Source organism: Anaerovibrio sp. (assembly GCF_024697385.1).
Lineage (GTDB): Bacteria > Bacillota > Negativicutes > Selenomonadales > Selenomonadaceae > Anaerovibrio.
This window is the reverse complement of record NZ_JAILFV010000120.1, coordinates 48,627-68,474: the sequence shown is the minus strand read 5'-3', so window position 1 is coordinate 68,474 and position 19,848 is coordinate 48,627. Positions and strand designations below refer to the sequence as shown.

At 43.0% G+C, this 19,848-nt stretch carries 18 protein-coding genes and 1 tRNA gene; 10 read left to right on the top strand and 9 right to left on the bottom strand.

The annotated features are described in order from the left end of the window. Window positions 1-24 precede the first annotated feature (24 nt). Both K6C05_RS06875 and K6C05_RS06870 read right to left on the bottom strand, forming a co-directional pair. Complete coding sequence (locus K6C05_RS06875; RefSeq protein ID WP_296732884.1) at window positions 25-1,650, bottom strand: IS1182 family transposase; 1,626 nt, start codon at window positions 1,648-1,650, stop codon at window positions 25-27. Between the two features lie 127 nt (window positions 1,651-1,777). After that, window positions 1,778-2,917 carry a mechanosensitive ion channel family protein gene (locus tag K6C05_RS06870; RefSeq protein ID WP_296732881.1) on the bottom strand — a complete coding sequence of 380 codons (1,140 nt, stop codon included), beginning with the start codon at window positions 2,915-2,917 and terminating at the stop codon, window positions 1,778-1,780. 260 nt (window positions 2,918-3,177) lie between these two features. Here K6C05_RS06870 and K6C05_RS06865 point away from each other — a divergent pair, with 260 nt between their 5' ends. Beyond that, window positions 3,178-4,356: a phosphopentomutase gene (locus K6C05_RS06865; protein ID WP_296732878.1), complete on the top strand. Its 1,179-nt coding sequence runs from the start codon at window positions 3,178-3,180 to the stop codon at window positions 4,354-4,356. 304 nt (window positions 4,357-4,660) lie between these two features. Here the strand turns inward: K6C05_RS06865 and K6C05_RS06860 are convergent, their stop codons facing one another. From K6C05_RS06860 to K6C05_RS06845, 4 genes are all read right to left on the bottom strand, one after another. Continuing rightward, window positions 4,661-4,957, bottom strand: coding sequence for a hypothetical protein (locus K6C05_RS06860; protein WP_296732875.1), 297 nt, complete (start codon window positions 4,955-4,957; stop codon window positions 4,661-4,663). A gap of 402 nt (window positions 4,958-5,359) precedes the next feature. Next, entirely contained in the window at window positions 5,360-5,776 is a 417-nt protein-coding gene (locus K6C05_RS06855) for a hypothetical protein (protein ID WP_296732872.1), read from the bottom strand. 149 nt (window positions 5,777-5,925) lie between these two features. Then, window positions 5,926-5,999, bottom strand: a tRNA-Gly gene (locus K6C05_RS06850). 44 nt (window positions 6,000-6,043) lie between these two features. Continuing rightward, complete coding sequence (locus tag K6C05_RS06845; protein ID WP_296732869.1) at window positions 6,044-8,554, bottom strand: cell division FtsA domain-containing protein; 2,511 nt, start codon at window positions 8,552-8,554, stop codon at window positions 6,044-6,046. Between the two features lie 316 nt (window positions 8,555-8,870). On the opposite strand from K6C05_RS06845, the gene K6C05_RS06840 reads away from it, so the two are divergent. From K6C05_RS06840 to K6C05_RS06830, 3 genes are all read left to right on the top strand, one after another. After that, window positions 8,871-10,145: a DAK2 domain-containing protein gene (locus tag K6C05_RS06840; RefSeq protein ID WP_296732866.1), complete on the top strand. Its 1,275-nt coding sequence runs from the start codon at window positions 8,871-8,873 to the stop codon at window positions 10,143-10,145. Window positions 10,146-10,458: 313 nt separating this feature from the next. Beyond that, window positions 10,459-11,163, top strand: a complete 705-nt coding sequence (locus tag K6C05_RS06835; protein ID WP_296732864.1) for a hypothetical protein — start codon at window positions 10,459-10,461, stop codon at window positions 11,161-11,163. Window positions 11,164-11,278: 115 nt separating this feature from the next. Beyond that, window positions 11,279-11,596: a hypothetical protein gene (locus tag K6C05_RS06830; protein WP_296732862.1), complete on the top strand. Its 318-nt coding sequence runs from the start codon at window positions 11,279-11,281 to the stop codon at window positions 11,594-11,596. 160 nt (window positions 11,597-11,756) lie between these two features. Here K6C05_RS06830 and K6C05_RS06825 read toward each other — a convergent pair whose 3' ends face one another. After that, window positions 11,757-12,170, bottom strand: coding sequence for an RrF2 family transcriptional regulator (locus K6C05_RS06825; protein ID WP_296732859.1), 414 nt, complete (start codon window positions 12,168-12,170; stop codon window positions 11,757-11,759). Window positions 12,171-12,313: 143 nt separating this feature from the next. Here K6C05_RS06825 and nifS point away from each other — a divergent pair, with 143 nt between their 5' ends. Both nifS and nifU read left to right on the top strand, forming a co-directional pair. Beyond that, window positions 12,314-13,501 carry a cysteine desulfurase NifS gene (nifS, locus tag K6C05_RS06820; protein WP_296732858.1) on the top strand — a complete coding sequence of 396 codons (1,188 nt, stop codon included), beginning with the start codon at window positions 12,314-12,316 and terminating at the stop codon, window positions 13,499-13,501. A gap of 214 nt (window positions 13,502-13,715) precedes the next feature. Then, window positions 13,716-14,108: a Fe-S cluster assembly scaffold protein NifU gene (nifU, locus tag K6C05_RS06815; protein ID WP_296732896.1), complete on the top strand. Its 393-nt coding sequence runs from the start codon at window positions 13,716-13,718 to the stop codon at window positions 14,106-14,108. A gap of 79 nt (window positions 14,109-14,187) precedes the next feature. Here nifU and deoC read toward each other — a convergent pair whose 3' ends face one another. After that, complete coding sequence (gene deoC, locus K6C05_RS06810; protein WP_296732855.1) at window positions 14,188-14,853, bottom strand: deoxyribose-phosphate aldolase; 666 nt, start codon at window positions 14,851-14,853, stop codon at window positions 14,188-14,190. A 116-nt stretch (window positions 14,854-14,969) separates the two neighbouring features. On the opposite strand from deoC, the gene nagA reads away from it, so the two are divergent. The 4 genes from nagA (at window position 14,970) to K6C05_RS06790 (ending at window position 19,302) form a co-directional block, all read left to right on the top strand. Beyond that, window positions 14,970-16,136 carry an N-acetylglucosamine-6-phosphate deacetylase gene (gene nagA / locus K6C05_RS06805; RefSeq protein ID WP_296732854.1) on the top strand — a complete coding sequence of 389 codons (1,167 nt, stop codon included), beginning with the start codon at window positions 14,970-14,972 and terminating at the stop codon, window positions 16,134-16,136. 64 nt (window positions 16,137-16,200) lie between these two features. After that, on the top strand, window positions 16,201-17,082 hold the full coding sequence (locus tag K6C05_RS06800; protein ID WP_296732852.1) for a LysR family transcriptional regulator: 882 nt from the start codon (window positions 16,201-16,203) through the stop codon (window positions 17,080-17,082). Between the two features lie 77 nt (window positions 17,083-17,159). Further along, window positions 17,160-17,855 carry a response regulator transcription factor gene (locus K6C05_RS06795; RefSeq protein ID WP_296732849.1) on the top strand — a complete coding sequence of 232 codons (696 nt, stop codon included), beginning with the start codon at window positions 17,160-17,162 and terminating at the stop codon, window positions 17,853-17,855. Continuing rightward, window positions 17,839-19,302, top strand: a complete 1,464-nt coding sequence (locus K6C05_RS06790) for an ATP-binding protein (RefSeq protein ID WP_296732847.1) — start codon at window positions 17,839-17,841, stop codon at window positions 19,300-19,302. Before K6C05_RS06795 ends, K6C05_RS06790 begins: the two co-directional genes overlap by 17 nt. A 108-nt stretch (window positions 19,303-19,410) precedes the next feature. On the opposite strand, the gene K6C05_RS06785 is transcribed toward K6C05_RS06790, so the two are convergent. Then, complete coding sequence (locus K6C05_RS06785) at window positions 19,411-19,758, bottom strand: cupin domain-containing protein (RefSeq protein ID WP_296732845.1); 348 nt, start codon at window positions 19,756-19,758, stop codon at window positions 19,411-19,413. Between the last annotated feature and the right edge of the window lie 90 nt (window positions 19,759-19,848).

The following is a 19,848-nucleotide window of genomic DNA, read 5'->3' as shown; positions in this document are numbered from 1 at the left end:
ACGATGTATAAACGCTCAGAAAAATTAGGCAGCTTTGTTTAATTCATATAAGTGCAATCCTGTTCTTCTTCTTTTTACCCTGTGGTCTAATCGCAAAATATTGTAAGCCAAAGCCACAATTATACTCTCGGTCAATACATTGGCTTTGCCTCTATATGAATATCTGCGCAAGCCCATATCTGCCTTAATGTTGGCAAATGAGCCCTCCACTTGGATACTTCGGTTCATCCGCAGTTTAGTCCCAAAAGGACTGGTTAAACGAGCCAGACATTCCTCTCGTTGTCTTTCCATATATTTTGAAACATTGAGAACTTTGTTGCGTTCTTCCATTGGCATTTTGCAATTATTGCCTTTGATGCAGGCACTTTTAAATTGGCAACCAGTACAGTCGCCGGAGTATACAGTTATTTCCCTGTTGTACCCAGCTTTGGTTTTTCTGCTTTGAACATATTGCTTGGTGAGAACTCGTCCATTATGGCAGGTATAACAGTCACTTTTGGCGTTGTAGCTCATATTTTCCCGACGGCCTATATCCTTTTTGTATTTTCTTGTCTTTGAAATCTCATAGTTATTGGGTTTAATATAGGCCACCTGATTATTAAGCTCAATAAATCTGTAATTTTCTTCGCTTTCATAGCCCGCATCGGCCACAATGTTTCTGTAAGGAAAACGCAGATGCTTTGCCATGCTGTCCAAAAAAGGGATTAAGGTATTTGTATCCGTTGGATTGTGAAATATTTCTGCCCAAACAATGTATTCGGAATCCACACCATGTTGAAGATTGTATGCTGGCTTTAACTGACCGTTAAGCATTGCATCTTCTTTCATTCGCATAAAGGTTGCGTCCTCATCTGTTTTAGAATAACTGTTTCTGCTACCACACTTATGCAGCTTTGATACATATTCCTGTAATTTGCTTATATATTGCTCAGTCAATTCAATAGATTTTTGGAGATCAGTTTTTCGCTTTCCAATGCCATGCACAAAAGATATGCCTGCTTCAAGTTTTATTTTGTAAAGTTTTTTTCGCATACGTTTCAAAGTATGAAGGGAAACCTGATTGTTGTGAACTATTTGCAGTCCGTAAGCAACTTCACATTCCTTGACATGATTAAGTACCTTTTCTGAAAGCTTAGCCAAGTTTTTGGTAACCGCATGTTTCCACACAAAAGTATATTTATTGGCTACGGATTCAATCTTTGTTCCATCTATGAAAATATCTCTGGCTGATATTTCCCCCAGATGATAAAGAATCTTGTCCATTTCGGCCATAATCTTACGAGGACAAGCACCTAAATGTACAGATATAAAACGGGCAATAGTGGCATGGTCAGGGGCAGGTATCCCTTCAAGCAGAAACATGAAATTGATGTCTCTTTTGCAGGCAATTTCAATGGAACGGCTAGAATGTATGTTGTTCATGGCCGCATAAATAACTATTTTCAGCAGTTGAGCAGGTGTTGCCTGATTCTTCCTGATCCTGGAATATGTGCTATACAAGTCAGAAAGATCCATTTCCTCCACAAATGTATCTACCAAGCGCACTGGGTCATCAGCTGAAACATTAAATTCAAGCTCTAAAGGTAATCTTAGTTGCTTGATTGAGCGATATGTCATATAATTGTTGCGTAAAATATTTTGTTTGTGCATACTTATATTTTACACCAAGAGCGTGGTCTTGCGAGACTGCGTTCTTATTTTTTTGTACAAAAAAGGACTGCCGACTAATTTCTTAGTGCGACAGCCCCATTTTTCACAATTATCCAAATCGGTAATTTTATTCAACTGAAGCTGTTTTATCCTGAACAACAGTAACCACAGGATATGGAATTTCTATACCTTCGTCCTTGTATCGTTTTGTTATTGCCTTGATGAATTCATGCTTCATCAGATATTGATGTGAAAACGCCTTACAATTTAGGGAAACACTGAACTCTATGGCACTGTCACCAAAGGTGTGAAAATAGATGCCTGGGTCAGGTACAGAAGGGACCTCTCCGTCCGGCAGGCTGCCTGTTTCAGTTAATATTTTCTTTGTTACTTCTTCCTGTATCCTTTTTGCGACCTCCAGGGTTACTCGTTCTACCTTGTCAAGATCGCTGTCATATGCTACACCACACTGCACTTTTATTACTATGTCCTGGGCCGGCATGCTGAAATTGGTCAAAACAGAGGCGGCAATCTGTTTGTTAGGCACTATTATTGTATTGCCACCAATATTGGAAATGGTGGTATACCGCCAGGTGATATCAGAAATCTTTCCTTCCTGACCTGTGCTTAGCCGAATATAGTCATCAATATTCACCTGCCGGGAAAATATGAGATAAAGCCCTGAGAAAAAATTGGCCAGGCCTTCCTGCATGCCAAGTGCCACGGCCATACCACCGATACCCATGGCGGTGATGATTGGGGCAATGGATATACCGCATTCGGCGAGAATGATAATGATACCTATGGCGTACACAATAATATTTATTATATTTCTCAGGAATGAGGTTTTGGGGATATTTTCGTTGCGGTCAATAATGGAGTCCACCACAGCATTGATGGTTCGTGCAATGCCCCGCAGTACCGTAAAGGCAATTATGGTAAAAAGAAGATAGGACAGGAAATTTTCAATAGGTGTCGGCAGGGTCATCAGCTGCACGACAAAATACACATACATGGATACAACAAATAATAGTGGCAGGCCATCACAGGCGCGTATGGCAGCTGTTTTAAAATTAACCTGCTGTAAAACGGGATGTGCTTCAATATACCTTCTTACTGCCCTGTTGAGGGTCAGTCCCAGTATAATGGCAATAATCATCCCGATGATCGGCGGAGCGAACAGATATAGTATTTCCATGGGGTCAAGCCCAGAAAGATAACTGGTAAAACTGTTTATATCAAAGGCTGTTAAATCATTAGGCTTCATATGTACCTCCAAAAAGTTACCTGTAAATAGTTTTAAAGAAGGAAAATCTGAACATCGGGGTTGTAACTGGATTATTGCAGCTTTTTCCCTTTTTGCAACGCAAATTAGAGTATTTTTCTTCTGGGGAAGAAAAATTTGAACAATGGCGTTATAATAGATTATACCATAGGAAGTGTAGTATTATATAAGTAATTATTTTATGGACAAAATATTTGTGAATCATTTTGTTGCAAGCGGCAATAAGGGGGAGGAGTTTGCTTATGGTTATAAAGAGGATTTTTCTCATTGTTCTTGACAGCTTCGGAATAGGGGCAGAACCGGATGCAGGAGATTTTGGTGATGCAGCTACAGTCAATACCTTGGCCAGCGTGGCCTCATCTGAGAAATTCCAGGTTCCTAACATGAAACAGCTGGGCTTGTTCAATATTGAAGGCGTTACAGTTGGCGAGAAGGAAGCCAGCCCTGCCGGCTCCTTTGCCAGATTGCAGGAAGCCTCCAAGGGGAAGGACACCACAATTGGTCATTGGGAAATAGCAGGGTTGGTATCTGAGACTCCGCTTCCCACATATCCGAATGGTTTTCCGCCTGAGGTTATCAGGGAATTGGAGGAGGCTCTTGGTAAAAAAATCATTTGCAACAAGCCTTATTCCGGAACTCAGGTAATTCATGATTACGGACAGGAGCATATGGAGACCGGGGCATTGATTGTTTATACATCTGCTGACAGTGTGTTGCAGATAGCTGCTCATGAGGATGTTTTACCGGTAGAGGAGCTGTATGAATGCTGCCTTAAGGCGCGTAAAGTCATGACTGGCAAGCATTCTGTAGGGCGTATTATTGCAAGACCTTTTATAGGGGAATATCCTGATTTTGAAAGAACTGCCAGACGGCACGATTACTCCATGGAGCCTCCCGGAGATACAATACTTGATTTGTTGAAGGTGGCAGGAAATTCTGTTGTAAGCATAGGGAAGATACGGGACATATTTGCAGGCAGGGGCATAAGCCGACACATGTCCATCACCTGCAATGACGATGGTATGGACAGGCTCGTGGAAGAGATTAAGCGGGATTTCTACGGGCTGTGTTTTGTAAATTTAGTGGATTTTGACATGAAATACGGCCATCGCCGCGATGTAGACGGATATGCATCGGCATTGACCCAATTTGACAAGCGGTTGGGAGAAGTCCTGAAGGCCATTAACCCGAATGATGTACTGATTATTACTGCTGATCACGGCTGTGACCCAAAGGGGGCAGGAACTGATCATACCAGGGAATATGTGCCTATGATGATTTATGGAGAAGGCATAAGACCGGGAATTGACCTGGGCACCAGAGGGAGTTTTGCCGATATAGCAGCCACAATCAGCAAAATGATGCGTATACCATATAAAACTCCTGGTAAGAGCTTTTGGGATGAAGTAAAAAAAGATTGATAACGAGCTTAAGATGTCCCCCTGCCTCTTAAGGTGGGTGAAATCAATCTTTAACAGCTGGTGAGCATATTTCCCGGCTCGTTGCGATACGAGGTCAGTCCTTTTAGGGTAAACGCTAATTGTTCATATTTTTCTTTTTTCAAAAGAAAAATATGAACAATGGCATTATGATGCAAAGCTCCAGGGCATTTCTACGCTCTGGGGATTGCTGTTTTAATCATCATAAAAAAGACTCAGCAGAGGGTGAGGTATACATCCTCTGCTGAGTGCTCTCCGGTTAATGGGATTAGTTGAAATTGATTCCTTATTTATATGGTTCACCGCCTGAAAGGTAGGTTTTACAGGAAAGACTGGGCAACATTCTTTTTAGGTTGTCGCAGTATTCATTAAAGTCCAACAGAGTTGGAGGATTTACTACAAGGGTATAATCGTAGCCACTGAAATTGGCATAGCAGTGTTCAACGATATAATCCTTAAGGATTATGTTTTGAAATATTTTTTTCTCCTGTAAATCGTCAATAGATACATAGATGTGAGCCTTTAGCCCCACATCGGTGGTTGCAGGCACCAATGCTTCTCCTGATTTTTTCTGTCTCGCCATTATCTTCCTCCAATACTAATATAAAAATATAGGTAGATATCTTTTACACTTTTAAATTATAAAGTGTTAAGCGCAATATTTCAACACAAAAAAATAAAAAATGCAAAAAATATAGATAAAAAGTCTTAGCTAGATAAGATTAAAGTCCTAATATCAAACGCCACAGAATTATAACGCCATTGTTCAAATTTTTCTTTTAAAAAAGAAAAACTTCCAATTAGCGTTTCCCCTAAAGGGACTAACTTCGTGTCGCAACGAGGTGGGAGCTATGCTCACCACCTGTTAAAGCTTGTCCCCCCCCCACCTATAGAGGAAGGGGACAGCTTACACCGAGTTATATCTGTGGCGTTTAACATTCGTCTTTATACAGGATGGCAGGCAGGAAACCATCAGGAGTAATGCTTAGCTGAAAAGCTCTCCTGCAATACTTCTGCTTGGTTTTAAAACCATTGTCTGTTGGGCAGTAAGAGGGTATCCATCAGAAGAATGGGGTATTGGTGAAGTGTCATCCGGAACTACTACCATATGTGGGTATTTTCGATAACGGCTTTCCACCCTTCCGTTGGAATATTTTGTTACCATGATACTGCCATCGGGCATGATACGGCGTATTATTTCGGTAATTGCCCTATCTTTTTTCAGGGAAGTCAGCTCTTCCTGCTGCTGTGACATTTCCTTCGCGGTTTCGGTAAAGGTATTTATTTTACTTTTGAGGAGCTCTGCAAAGGTGCCGGCGATAGTATCCACACTATCAGAATAATTACTGGCATTAGTAGCGGTCTGGGGAGGGGATTTGGAAATAATTTTTGTTATTGACATATAATCACCACCTTCAAATAAAACAAAATACGACATATTTACATTTATATCGTTGTTTTTTTGGTGAAGCATAAATACCTGACAGACCGGTACAATTAAAGGCGGCAATAAAAAAATCCTGAGCATGGCTCAGGATTGATAAGGCTTTTTGGAGCGGGCGAGGGGAATCGAACCCCCCTCTAAAGCTTGGGAAGCTTCCATTCTACCAATGAACTACGCCCGCACTCAATTACATATTATATTATATTTGATTTTAGATATCAACTATTATTTGTCCAGAAAAGGGCTTTTTGTGCTGTTCCTGCTGCTGTTCAGGGCTGCGCTGAGACCGGGAATACTGTTAATCTTATCAGCCAATTTGATTTGGTCCTGAAGGGCTGCTGCAGTAGGTGCTGCAGAACCTGTATTTCCTGTTACATCAAGCGGTGTATTGCCAGGAATACCGGCAGATGTACTTTCCCCATTGCCGGCAGCTGCAGTACCGTTAGGCTTGGAGATAATTACTTCAAGAGTATCGCCATTTTTTATGGGATCAGTGAAGTTTACCGGCTGGTTATTCACCAAAATGGAGAAGGAAACCCTGGAGGATGCTGCCGGAGGTTCAAAGCCAACAGCCAGTAAGGCGTCGCTGACAGTTGTAGTTCCCCGTTGGGATCTCATATATTGTATATCCGCGCCATCCTCAATAATGGTACCAGTGCTTGCAGTGTGTCCATTGACTTCAAGGGATACGGTGGCCGATGGAATTTTATGCTCGGTACCCTCATAATAAATTGTAAGTGTAGCATCAAGTTCTGATAGATTAAGAACGGATCCGAGCTTTAAGCCATCCTCGGAGGTATATTCAATGTAGTCATTTTCATGTACCTCAGTGGATAAGGTAGCGTGATTATCATTGAGCACAATCTCTGGTGTGATGGTATACTGAGATTCCTTACCGTTTAGGGTATATTTTATTTTGCGCCCCATCGGTGGGCAATTAAGTGAGTTGAGTACATCCCCAAGATAACGGGTGGACTTGCTGACAATTATATCCCCGTCCTTTAGGAGCTGTCCCTTGGAAGCGGGCTGCCCATTAATGGTAAACTGGGCATTTATTTGTTTTTCTTCACCGTTCAGATAAATCGTGTAGGATGGAGGGACTTCCAGTACATCCTCCAGCGTTATTTCCGGCTGCATACCATCCTTGCCGGGTTCTACCTCCACACGACTGTTTTCCTGAATAACGGTATCAAGGGTTGCAGGCTGTCCGTCAAGCTTTAACTGTGCCATGGTCCCCATGGTTCCGGGGATGAATTTATTCTCTCCGTTTATGGTAAGCATTGCTCCAAGGCCAGGACGGCCATTCATCTTTTTTAATTGTATTCCGGCATTCAGCAGAGCATCAGATACCGTAAGCTCACGGAAATTAAACAGACTGTATTCGGTGTCATTTACATATATCCTGAGGAAATGAAGTGAATTGCTGGCGGCAATATTAAGAATACCCAAAGGGGTTACTGCATCAGGCATTCTCAGCTCCTCAGGGATATCAATAATACCGTTGATTTTTTCCGGATGGCGTACAGCAACCCTGCCGGCAGGAAGGCCCAGCGCTTCTCCTACAGCCTGACAAAGGCCAGGGGTCAGGGATCCTCCCCCGACAAGGATAACTGCCTGTGGTGGTTCGCTGCCATTGAGTTCAATGATTTGATTTGCTATTGCAGCGGCCAGATTTTGGATGTTAGGCATAATTGGTTCAAGCACTTCTTGGGCAGAAAGCTCATATTCCATTCCAAGGATATCGGCGAATTTTACCGCTTTACCCTGGGACGCATCGCGTTTCAGACGCTCTGCCACATTGAAATCCAATAGGAATCGCTGTGAAATGGCCTCAGTGATTTCATCGCCGGCCTGAGGTACCATTCCATAGGCTATAACAGAACCGTTTTTGGTAATGGCCACATCTGAAGTGCCGGCACCAATATCCACCAAAACAAGGTTAAGATGACGCATGGTAGGTGGAATCAGGACATTGATGGCTGCAATAGGCTCCAAGGTAAGAGCACGCATATCAAGCTTGCTGGCCTGTAGTGCCGAGTGCATGGAGTCTATGACCTGTCTTGGCAGGAATGTTGCGATAACGGTAGCAGTGGCAACACGCCCACGCTGACCTACCAAGGTTTTTAGTTGGGTTCCGTCCAGGTCGTATTTTATGGTGCTGTAACCAACACAGTAATATTTAGTTGGATCATCTATTGTTTTTGAGGTTGCTAATTTTGCCTGGGCGGCCTGGACTCCCGCAAAGTCAAGGGATCGCTCCTGCTCTTGGGTAATCGTGCCGTTGATTTCCATATCGGCGTCAGCCGTCATGGTATAAAGAGCTCGCCCGGCCGCGGCTACGGCAGCATTTTTTATGACACCGGTTTCTTTGACCAGTGCTTTCTTTACTGAATCAATGATGGCAGCAACCTGAGGCACATCGTGAATTTGTCCGTCGAGCATGGCACGGGTTTTATGCTCCTGCCGTTCTGTGGCGACTATCTTCAGGCCCTCAGCTTCCCGTTCAGCAACGATGCCAATGACGCTTCTTGTTCCAATATCAAGGGCAAAAATTCTTTCCTTGCGTTCCTTGCGCTCCTTGTGGGTATCTTCTTTTTTGGTGGTTTTGGCTTTCCGGCCCCGTTTGGCAGTCGTAGCTGCCTTTGTGGTTTTTGTAGACTTTGAACTTTTTGTTTCGGTTGATTTTTTGCTTTTTGCAGCCTGGCTGCTTATTTCTGTTGTTAGGGCACTTTCCATGGAATTCTCCTCATTTATAAAATTTAAAAGGTTAATTTGAATATATAGCGAATAAATTAATAGAGCGAGATTAAAAATAGTCCCTGACTCTATGGGCAGGGGAAGGCAAACATTATCAGGCTGGGGCATATTTTCATCTTGTGCGACGAAAAGCTGGTGCTCCCGGATAAAACGCGGATTGTAATATTTTTTTGAAGAAAAATATTTGAACAAATTCGTTATAATCCTTTTATGTTTGCCAAATATACATATATTATATATGATTTTTTTGAGTGAATAAAGGCATTATGTCGTTAATGGAGGAATTAATTCTGATATGACCGGGTCAAATGAAGTAATAACAGGCAGTGATTATAAACGCATGATACTGGGTGCGTACAGTGAATTTCTGAATGAATATGAAAACATCAATGCTGTAAAGAAAAATAGCACATTTTTTTATTCCGGCAAGCCCGGCTCTGATGTGCTGAGGACCATGGGAGCTGCAGTTATTCCATTAAATGAGGCTGTAAATGAGAGCATCGGTGGATTGTCCAGGAGGGTAGCTGATGCTTCCGTTTTAGGTGCCCGTGGCAATGCAGGGGTAATTGTCTCACAGATTCTTCGTGGACTGGCCAAGGGGCTGATCGGTAAATATAACGCAACCTCCCAGGAATTTGGCAAGGCCTTTCAGTATGGTATTTTATATGCACAAAAAGCAGTTCCTGATGAAAAGAACAGACCGATTATAGTTGCTTCCAAGGTTGTAGCCAAAGGTGCATATGATGCTGTCAGGGCCGGCAGACCGATAAGTGATGTGCTTATCGCCGCAATAAAGGCTGGTTCAGAATCATTTTCCAGTGATGTAGACTGTGGAGAAAAGATAATGCAGGTTTTTTTGGAGGGGTGCCTCAAGGGCCTGCAAGGGAATTTTACGCTGCCGCCACTGGAATTTGGCAGTAAGGTGTATGAGGCAAAGGGAATAGTTAGTCCCTTGAATGATATTGCCAGACCGTATTGTGTTACATTTATAGTGGCAAATCCCAAGTTGTCAGTCCCTCTTATTGAAAAGGAACTGCAGGAAATAGGGAATTTTGTCGTTGTGGAACGGCGTTTTAAGGCCATTTTTATACACATTCATTCGGAACACCCTGGAAGGGTGCTGGAACGGGCAGTAGCCTGGGGCCATGTTGGCGAAATTCATATTAATATTATGGCTGAGCCCCATGCTATGGCCATGGTTCAGCAGTCCTGCCTTATGCCGTTGGCCCTGCTTACAGTGGCAAGGACTGTGGAATGGGCACAAAAGCTACAGGAAGCCGGTGCAATGGTAATAGTTGACGGCAGTGATGAATCGGGGCCGTCAGTAGAGGAAATAGTAAATGCTGCCCATAGTGATGTTGCCAATAAATATGTCCTGCTTACCGATTCAGAGCATCTGCGACTGGTCATGCACCAGGTGAAACGCATCCTTGGAGATAGGGTGAGTGTTGTGGTGGCAAATAACCAGGAAGAACAAATATATGCTGTAAGGGCATTCTTTCCTAATCTGAGTATGGAGGAAAATGTTGTGCAGATGAAGGAGGCTGTGCAGAAGGTAGCCCAAGGCTGATTACTGATAATGTTCCGGTAAAACAAGAAAGGAGCTGCTGCAAAGCAGCAACTCCTCTAAAGCGAGATCATATATGTTCAGTCCATCAGGCTAAACCTGCATGTTCAAGTGGGTATCCTAAGTAACAACTTTTGCTATTCGTTCAGGACGATCCAGCATCCACTGCACAAAATCAGATTCCCTTATAGGTAAGAGTCGGTTAGACGATGAAAGGACTGACATAGAAGATAATCCCTCTTTAGTGTATATTACCACAGGGGGGAAGGAATAACAAGACTTGACAAATATCTACCTTAATGCGTAAGATTAAAGAATGAGCTACTTTCACAACCTGAAGGGAGCGTTCCCACTGGGCATATGGGGAACGGTACTGCGTGCCTTAATATTTATTGGGGAGGATGAAAAGCATATGGGTGATGAACAGCTTATGCGGGCCATATTGATAGAACCGGGAAAGGACCCTGCAATAATCAGACTTCCTGCAGCTCATGGTTTACATGATGAGGCTATTAAGGATACCTTGGAGGGTAATTATGGCGCAGTGGAGTTCTTTCGGATTCAGCCTGGGATTTCCTTGTTTATACTGGTAAACGATTTGGCAGCCACTCTGGGAATGAAGGCCAACCGTCGTTTTCCGGGAGAGGACAGCGACCAGATTATATGGGGCAAGGCTATTTTTATTGCGGCCTATAATGGTGAGGATGAAAATAAGGAGGGGACATTGGATATGTCTCAGGAGATGTGTCTGATGTTCATTGAACAGATAAAGCTGAATTTTCAGCTGTGTGATGGTACTGAGGAGCCACGGCCTGAAGATACGCTGTATTATGATGAGGACCAGGATGGCAATCCTGCTCCGTACAGGTGGCTTGAAATATCGGAGCCGTCCAATTTGCCGGAGCCGTTGCAGGCGGGAAGAGTCATGTTCTATCGCATGCCCGCCCAGGAGGTTATGGAGATTAACAAGAGATTTTTTAAAAAAGTGGCAGTATATACTTCCGGTGCCAGGCTTAATTAGATGACAGCAGTAGTATTGCTGTTATTGACCGGAGCTTTAGATGCTGTCTGAATTGGACCAGGGAGAATAATTAACGATTTTGTTATTAAAAATAAAAAAGGGAGACAGAATAAATATGGATAAGATTTACAGTGTTGCCGTCAGTTGCCGCGGAGCAAACGGTTGGGTTGAATTTGATACAGAAGCGAAAACAGTAAAGGTTTTTCTTGATGATGCAAAGGCTGTGGCTGATGCAGAGAAATTTCTTACTGAAAAGCACCAGATAAAAATTCCGCAGGAATCCTTGTTGGATTTCATAGAAGAAACCATTGATCCACTGGCTGATGTGGAGAGCTTTCAGACTGTGCTCACCCGTCTGTGGGAAAATACGGAGGTTCATGTGGATTGGAGCCGTCCTGTAGATTATGTTAAGGCGCATCCAACGCTGGACTGAGTTTTAGGGTAAAATTTTCAGACAATAAATTTTTGAAATAAAAAGGCTCCTGCAAATCAGATTATTATGGCTGATTTGCAGGAGCTTTTGTGATGAATAAAATCGGCAACAGCCCCAAGGTTTTATGAATTATGGACTTATTTTTGCCAAATAAGTTATATCATTCCGGCAATCTTCTGTTCAGTAAGTCTTCAAGGGTTATGCCAAAAAAGAAATCATGGGTAATCTGCTCAAATTTTTCCCACATTGGGATAGTATGGCAAAACGGCTTACGCTCGCAATGTTCAGAATTGCTGCTGAGACATGAAACGATGGCCAATCGCTCCTCGGTTAATGCAAGAATTTCACCTACAGTATAATCCTTTGGCGGCCTTGTGAGCCTATACCCACCACCTTTGCCACGATGTCCCTCTAACAGGTGGTTTTGAACCAAAACCTTAATTATTATTTCAAGATATTTTTTTGATATGCCCTGCCTTTGGGCTATTTCCTCCAAAGGAATATAGTTATCAGAGGCCTGCTCAGCTAGATCAAGCATGACGCGTAATGCGTATCTGCCTTTTGTGGATATCATAATATCACCTCTTTGTTGTTTATTCGTGAAATATTAATTTATATTATTATACTAAATAAGTTGGAATTAAGCAATAAAAACCTATTGACATAATAGGTATAATGGGATTAATATTTGAGTATCGAACGAGAGGAGGCTTTGTTATGATTTATGCAGATAATGGAGCGACAACTAAAATCAGTAAGCAGGCCCTTGAGGCCATGCTGCCATATTTTGAATCCAATTGGGGTAATCCGTCCAGCCTGTATCATTTTGGCCAGCAGGCCAAAGAGGCCCTTGAATCAGCACGGATGCAGATTGCAGCCTGCTTGGGAGCTGAGCCGGAAGAGATTTATTTTACTTCCGGGGGCAGCGAAGGTGATAATCAGGCCCTGGTCTCAGCCGCGGTGAATGGTGCCCGTAAAGGGAAAAAGCATATTATTTCAACTTCCTTTGAGCATCATGCCGTGCTTCATACCCTGAAAAAGCTTGAGCGGCATGGTTTTGAGGTGGAGCTGTTGGATGTTCATGAAAATGGCATTATTTCCCCGGAGCAGGTTGCAAACAGTATTCGCCCTGATACATGCCTGGTAACCGTTATGTTTGCCAATAATGAAATTGGTTCTATCCAGCCTATCCAGGCAATTGGAAAAATATGTCGTGAAAAGCAGGTGATTTTTCATACAGATGCTGTCCAGGCGGCAGGGCATATCCCTATTGATGTGGTTGCTCAGCATATAGATATGTTGTCTGTATCGGCACATAAATTTCATGGACCAAAAGGCATTGGGGTCCTTTATGCCAGAAAGGGAATTCCGTTGACCAATATTATTGAGGGTGGTGCCCAGGAACGGGGCAAACGCGGTGGAACTGAAAACCTGGCAGCAGTAGTGGGTATGGCAGTGGCATTAAAGGATGCCTGTGATAATTTGCAGGAAAATGCTGATCATGTCACCATGCTGAGGGAAAAATTAATAGGTGAGCTGAATAAAATCCCCCATAGCATATTAAATGGTGACAGGGATAAACGCCTGCCTGGGAATGTTAATTTCTGCTTTGAGGGAATTGAAGGGGAAAGTATGCTGTTATTATTGGATGACAGGGGTATCTGTGCTTCTTCAGGGTCTGCGTGTACATCAGGCTCATTGGATCCAAGTCATGTGCTGTTGGCTATAGGGCGCCCCCATGAGATAGCACATGGTTCTTTACGGTTGTCCCTTTCAGAATACAACACAATGGAAGAAATAAATCAAATTGCGGAGGCCGTAAAAAATGTGGTTGAATACCTTCGTGGAATATCACCACTATGGCATGAGAAGGTGGCAGGCAAGCGGGAATTTTTGCTGCCATAAAAATCAGTGAATTATAACTCGGTGTAAGACGTCCCCTTCCTCTATAGGTGGGGTGGACAATCTTTAACAGGTGGTGAGCATATCTTCCACCTCGTTGCGACACGAAGTTAGTCCCTTTAGGGGAAACGCTAATGGGAAGATTTTTCTTTTTTAAAAGAAAAATTTGAACAATGGCGTTATAATCGTATCAGTTCAGATAAGAAAGGAGATAATTATGGCTCTTTACAGTGATAAGGTAATGGATCATTTTCGAAATCCAAGAAATGTAGGTAGTATAGAAAATGCTGATGGCATTGGTGAAGTTGGTAATGCACGGTGTGGCGATATAATGAAGATATACCTGAAAATTGATGATGATATTGTAACAGATGTTAAATTTGAAACCTTTGGCTGTGGTTCGGCTATTGCTTCAAGCTCTATGGCTACAGAGCTTATCAAGGGCAAGCCGTTGTCTGAGGTAGCACAGCTTAGCAATAAGGCTGTTACAGAGGCTTTGGACGGACTTCCACCCCATAAGCTGCATTGTTCGGTATTGGCAGAAGAGGCCATACAGGCAGCCATTGATGACTATCACAAAAAGACGGAAGCTATAGTACAACAGAACTAAAAACTTCAGTAAAAAAACAGCCCTGTTAGATGCTTTTGTAAGGCAATCAAACAGGGCTGTTTTGGATTAATGTTCACTTTTAAAAATCATCATTTTTGTGGTCTTTTAAAAGTCCTACAGCAGCACTGGCGCCAATGCGGCTGCAGCCTTCAGAGACGTACTGCTTCATATCCTCTATGGTTCGGATGCCACCGGCAGCCTTGATTTTTACATTGGGTCCTATATGTTTGCTGAAAAGAATAATATCTTCATGGGTAGCCCCTCCGGTACCAAATCCGGTGGAAGTCTTGATAAAATCCGCATGGCCATCTGTTACACATTGACAAAGTCGGATTTTTTCTGTCTCATCCAGATAACAGGCTTCAACAATTACCTTTAATATATTGGTTCCGATAGCTTCCTTGATGGAAGCTATTTCAGAGGTGATTTTGTCGAAATAACCGTTTTTGGCATCAGTAATGTTTATGACCATATCAACTTCCTGGGCACCATCTTTTATGGCCTGTTGAGCTGCTTTTATTTTTGTTTCTGTTGTATCGTAGCCCAGAGGGAAACCAATGACGGTACAAATTTTTAGTTGATTACCATAGGCTTTGCTGACCGGTGCAACATAAGATGCAGGAATACATACTGATGCAGTTTTGCAATTAATTGCCTCCCTGCACAGCTGCTGTATTTCCTCCCAGGTTGCACCAGCCTTCAGTAGAGTGTGATCGACTTTTTCAAGTATTTCAAATCCCTTCATAGAAAATCCTCCTGTATCGTGTTATATTTTATTATAACGCAGTTGTTTAAAATTTTCTCCTTTCAGATAAAAAACTTTCAATTGGCGTTACAATACAGTGTTTAAGGGTGATTGATATGAAAGCAATAAAAAATGGGCGGTTGATTGTTCCTGATTCTCGGGGGGAATTTCGCGCAGAGGATAACAGGGTGATTATTTTTGGCGAAACCATTGATTCAATCGTAACTGAAAGAGATTTCGCTGCCATGGAGCCATCGGATTTTGATGAGGTAATAGATGCAGGTGGCCGATATGTGTCGCCTGGATTTGTCAATCTCCATGTTCATGGTTGTGTAGGGGCAGATACCATGGACTGTGATACTGCTTCATTGCATAAGATGGCTGTTTTTCAGGCTTCTACAGGGGTTACAGCTTTTTTGCCTACCACTATGACCTATGATATGCCACGAATATACAGGGCTTTGGATGCTGTAAGGGAAGCCGGTGAGTATACAGATGGGGCACATATTATTGGGGCACACATGGAAGGCCCATTTATCAGTGAACAGTACAAGGGAGCCCAGGCCTCATGCAATATACAGAAAGCAGCATATAGCCTTTTGGAAGGCTATGAAAAGGTTGTACGCCTAATAACGGTTGCGCCGGAGGAAATTCCTGAGGGCAGTGATTTCCTTTTATCCTGTCGTAGGGCAGGTATTGGTGTGTCCATTGGTCATAGTGCAGCCAGTTATGAATGTGCAATCAGGTCTATCAAAGAAGGTGGTATTGGGCATATAACCCACCTGTTCAATGCCATGACCGGTTTTCATCATCGCAATCCTGGTATTGTTGGCGCTGCCTTGGATACGGATGTATTTTGCGAGATTATTGCTGATAACATACATTGTGCTCCATGCAGTCAGAGAATTGTACATAAGATAAAAACTACATCCGAGGTAGTCCTGATTACTGATTCCATGCGGGCCTGTGGCTTGGGGAATGGTGAATCAGAACTCGGCGGACAAAAGGTTTTTGTCAGTGGCAGCCGCGCCACACTGGCGGATGGAACTATAGCGGGCAGTGTCCTGACTATGGATAGGGCAATAAATAATTATTCTGTGAATGTGGGAATTCCGGTGTGGAAGGCTGTGGAATGTGCAACTATTACACCGGCACGGGCCATTGGCATGGATAAGGAAATCGGGTCCCTGACAGTCGGCAAGGCAGCAGATATTGTCCTTTTTGATGAGCAGGTGAATATAGCTATGACTTTTTGGCATGGAAAACAAGTTTTTTTGAAATAAATTTGCATAGTTGGAAATTACAGTATAATATGAAATAAAAATCATGTACTGGGAAGGTATTATTATGGAAATAAAAGATATGCAGGCTTTTTATGCTATAGTGGAGGAGGGCAATATCAGTCATGCGGCTATACGGCTGAATGTGGCACAGCCTGCACTGAGCCGGCAGATGAAACGGCTGGAAACCTCATTGGGAATCAAGTTGTTTGAAAGAGGAAGCCGCCGTATCAGATTAACGGATGCGGGAATGCTTTTGTATTCCAGGGTAAAGCATATTTTAGGCATGGTTGACGGAACAATGAGGGAACTGGTTGATATAGGAACCGGAGTGGCCGGAACTATCAAGCTGGGGACAATCACCTCCTCCGGGGCCATGTTAATACCGGAGCTGGTTGCAGAATATACTAAAAAATATCCTATGGTGACATTTCAGGTTTGGGAAGGTGACGGGGCAAGGGTATTGGAGCTGCTTGACAGTCACATCGTGGAGATTGCCATTACCAGGACACAGGTGGATAATGCTTCCTATGAATCCATTATCCTTCCTGATGAACCCCTGGTGTTGGCTATGCATACCAGCTTTTGCGAGGGCAGTGAGGATGATGAGTATATACATATCACCGAGCTGGCCGATAAACCACTGATTGTACCTCTTCGCTGGCGGACCAGTTTTATGAATCATTGCCAGAAAGAAAATTTTGAACCCAATATTTTAAGCGTCAGTGACAGTCAGATTCAAAATATGCTGTGGACACAGAGGGGGATAGGAATTTCCTTGGTTCCTTTATCAGCCCGTAGTCTGATGCAATCAAAGGATATTGTGTTTAAGCATCTGCGGGAGGCAGAAATATATACTCATACCGTGGTATCCTGGTTGAAGAACCGTACCATGTCCAGTAGCAGTCAGCATTTTATCAAGATGTTCAGGGAAAAATATGTTAAGTAAGCGTTACTTGGTTTAAGTCCGGCAGTATGCAGAGATACTTTTGTATTTAATTATTGAGCGTTGAGAGGTATTATGACATGGCAGAAGGAAAAAAGATTTTTATCGTTGAAGATGAGCGGAGAATTGCAAGATTTTTGCAGATGGAGTTAGAGCATGCAGGGTTTGTCACTGAGGTAGAGGAGAACGGCAGACGGGCTTATGAGCGAATCATACAGGGGGATTTTGACCTGGTGCTTCTGGATATTATGCTGCCTGAGATGGATGGCCTGACAATATGCAGAAAGGTCAGGGAATTGTCAGATATTCCCATTATCATGCTCACTGCCAGAGATGAGATTGATGATAAGGTTCAGGGACTTGATATAGGTGCTGATGATTATGTGACCAAACCCTTTGCCATACCGGAGCTTTTTGCCAGGATGCGGGTGGCCCTGAGAAAACCGGTAAAAGCTGTTGATCCTGCTGAGGAAAGCAATGAGGAACTAAAGCTTAAAAATATCACCATGAATATAACCCGGCGTGAGGTTATGGTGGATGATACAGGTGTAGAGCTTACCAAGAAGGAATTTGATCTTTTGGAATATCTGATACGCAACAAGCGTAATGTTTTGACCAGGGATCAGATCCTGTCTCAGGTATGGGGATATGATTATATGGGTGATACCAATGTGGTTGATGTGTATATCAGGTATCTGAGGGCCAAGCTGGATGATAAATTCAATGAAAAGTATATATACACTATGCGGGGGGTAGGTTATGTCGTTAAAGACTAGCCTGTGGGACAGATTTGCCAGGTATTATCGCTCCTTGCAGATATCCACCAGGCTTACTATTGTCTATGCAACAGTCATTGCTGTATTGCTGTTGTGTACAAGCTTGGCCACTATCCTTGGTATGTATTATGTAATATATCATCAGGCCGAGGTGGAGATGGATATCAGCATTGATAATGCCATGCGCCGGAGAAATGATCCACTGTATATGGCGTTGGTCAGTGATGCTGACAAGCTGCGTGATTTATCTGAGGATATTCTATTACCTGGAGTGGTATTAAGGATAGAGGATGAGGATGGCAATTTAATATATGACAGTGATAAGCATTTTTCACCATTGCCAGAGCTCAGGAGCCATATAACGGATGATCCGGTATTTTGGCGTACTGATAAATACCAATTAGTTAGATTGAAGCATTTTTTGCTTTATCACTGTGAAATTCCTGGTGACTACAATGGGAAAAAGTATACTTTATGCTTCAGCCGTGTGGTCACAGCTGAAAGGTCAATGTTTGCCAAGGTGCAGATCAGGCTGCTTTTTGGCGGCATCCTGGGTATCTTGCTGGTCATCATGATAGTGTATATTGGAATCAAAAAGGCTTTTCAGCCAATCAGGGCCTTTATAAGTACTGCAAAATCCATTGAGGTCAGTGATCTCAGTACCAGGATTGAAGTGCCACCAAGCCATGATGAGCTCACTGAGCTGGCATCTACATTTAACAGGATGCTTGATCGCATAGAGGAAGGCTTTCAGCAGCAATGCCGTTTTGTATCTGATGCATCCCATGAATTGCGTACACCTATTACTGTTATTAAGGGGTATGCTGATCTCTTAAGTCGGTGGGGCAAGTCTGATGAGGCCGTGTTAAAGGAAGGTATTGAGGCAATTCAATCTGAATCAGAGGATATGCAGGAGCTTATTGAAAAACTTCTGTTTTTGGCCAGAGCAGATCAAAACAGGCAGATTGTGCACAAGGAGCCTCTAGCCTTAAGTGAGCTTATTGATGATGTATATAAAAAGCAAAAGATCGCCGCTGACACACACACTATCGAGTTATTAAGAAATGATGAAGGTATGGTGCTTGCGGATAAGGTTATTATGAAACAGATGATGCGGATCTTTTTGGAAAATGCCATAAAGTATACTCCTGAGGGTGGAACAATAACCTTGAGCAGTCAGCGGCTGCCAAGTTACATGTGTGTGGAAATAGCAGATGATGGTATAGGTATTGCCAAGGACGATCAGGAAAAAGTTTTCCACAGATTTTATCGCGTGGACAGTGCCCGTACCAAGGCTGCAGGTCAGCCGGGAGGTACAGGGCTGGGATTGTCTATTGCTCAGTGGATAGCAGATAACCATGATATAGGGATATCCCTGGAAAGTGATTTGGGTAAGGGGACGAAGTTTATTTTGATGATTCCTTTACTTGAACATGTGGATAATTAATCTGGTATATTGAACTAAAAAAGTCATCCTCACAGCTCATTTGAGGATGACTTTTTTGCCGGCTCTATCTGAAAAATTAAGGGCCGAAACCGTATTATTGTACTGCTTTTACTGGATGGTTGTGGTAATCAGGGCCATGAACACCAGATCCCCTTCGGTGGCACAGTTCTCGATACCATGTCCTTCGCCGTCAGGACAATAGGTAGTAGTGCCGGCAGAGAGGGTCATTTCTTTTCCGTTGTCATTATAGAGAGCCTGTCCCTGAAGGATGTGATAGGTCTCGGTATTGCCATGGTGCTCATGATATCCTATAGAGCATCCTGGTGGTATGGTAACCTTGGCGAACATTTCATTACATCCCAGCTCGTTTTCACCCAAAACCTTTTCAATGGTAATGGTGCCCTTTCCACCCGCTTTTTTTTCTGCTTTAACAACATTGCTTTTAATTATTGCCATTGTAACTTCTCCCCTTATTATAATATAAATATGGCCGAGGTGTTCTCTGCCATAGACGGCACATTGTGAGGATATTTCCTGATTGTAATT

Coding starts and splice junctions, on each gene's coding strand:
- K6C05_RS06875 (WP_296732884.1), bottom strand. CDS start 1,650: ATGCACAAACAAAATATTTTACGCAACAATTATATGACATATCGCTCA.
- K6C05_RS06870 (WP_296732881.1), bottom strand. CDS start 2,917: ATGAAGCCTAATGATTTAACAGCCTTTGATATAAACAGTTTTACCAGT.
- K6C05_RS06865 (WP_296732878.1), top strand. CDS start 3,178: ATGGTTATAAAGAGGATTTTTCTCATTGTTCTTGACAGCTTCGGAATA.
- K6C05_RS06860 (WP_296732875.1), bottom strand. CDS start 4,957: ATGGCGAGACAGAAAAAATCAGGAGAAGCATTGGTGCCTGCAACCACC.
- K6C05_RS06855 (WP_296732872.1), bottom strand. CDS start 5,776: ATGTCAATAACAAAAATTATTTCCAAATCCCCTCCCCAGACCGCTACT.
- K6C05_RS06845 (WP_296732869.1), bottom strand. CDS start 8,554: ATGGAAAGTGCCCTAACAACAGAAATAAGCAGCCAGGCTGCAAAAAGC.
- K6C05_RS06840 (WP_296732866.1), top strand. CDS start 8,871: ATGACCGGGTCAAATGAAGTAATAACAGGCAGTGATTATAAACGCATG.
- K6C05_RS06835 (WP_296732864.1), top strand. CDS start 10,459: ATGAGCTACTTTCACAACCTGAAGGGAGCGTTCCCACTGGGCATATGG.
- K6C05_RS06830 (WP_296732862.1), top strand. CDS start 11,279: ATGGATAAGATTTACAGTGTTGCCGTCAGTTGCCGCGGAGCAAACGGT.
- K6C05_RS06825 (WP_296732859.1), bottom strand. CDS start 12,170: ATGATATCCACAAAAGGCAGATACGCATTACGCGTCATGCTTGATCTA.
- nifS (WP_296732858.1), top strand. CDS start 12,314: ATGATTTATGCAGATAATGGAGCGACAACTAAAATCAGTAAGCAGGCC.
- nifU (WP_296732896.1), top strand. CDS start 13,716: ATGGCTCTTTACAGTGATAAGGTAATGGATCATTTTCGAAATCCAAGA.
- deoC (WP_296732855.1), bottom strand. CDS start 14,853: ATGAAGGGATTTGAAATACTTGAAAAAGTCGATCACACTCTACTGAAG.
- nagA (WP_296732854.1), top strand. CDS start 14,970: ATGAAAGCAATAAAAAATGGGCGGTTGATTGTTCCTGATTCTCGGGGG.
- K6C05_RS06800 (WP_296732852.1), top strand. CDS start 16,201: ATGGAAATAAAAGATATGCAGGCTTTTTATGCTATAGTGGAGGAGGGC.
- K6C05_RS06795 (WP_296732849.1), top strand. CDS start 17,160: ATGGCAGAAGGAAAAAAGATTTTTATCGTTGAAGATGAGCGGAGAATT.
- K6C05_RS06790 (WP_296732847.1), top strand. CDS start 17,839: ATGTCGTTAAAGACTAGCCTGTGGGACAGATTTGCCAGGTATTATCGC.
- K6C05_RS06785 (WP_296732845.1), bottom strand. CDS start 19,758: ATGGCAATAATTAAAAGCAATGTTGTTAAAGCAGAAAAAAAAGCGGGT.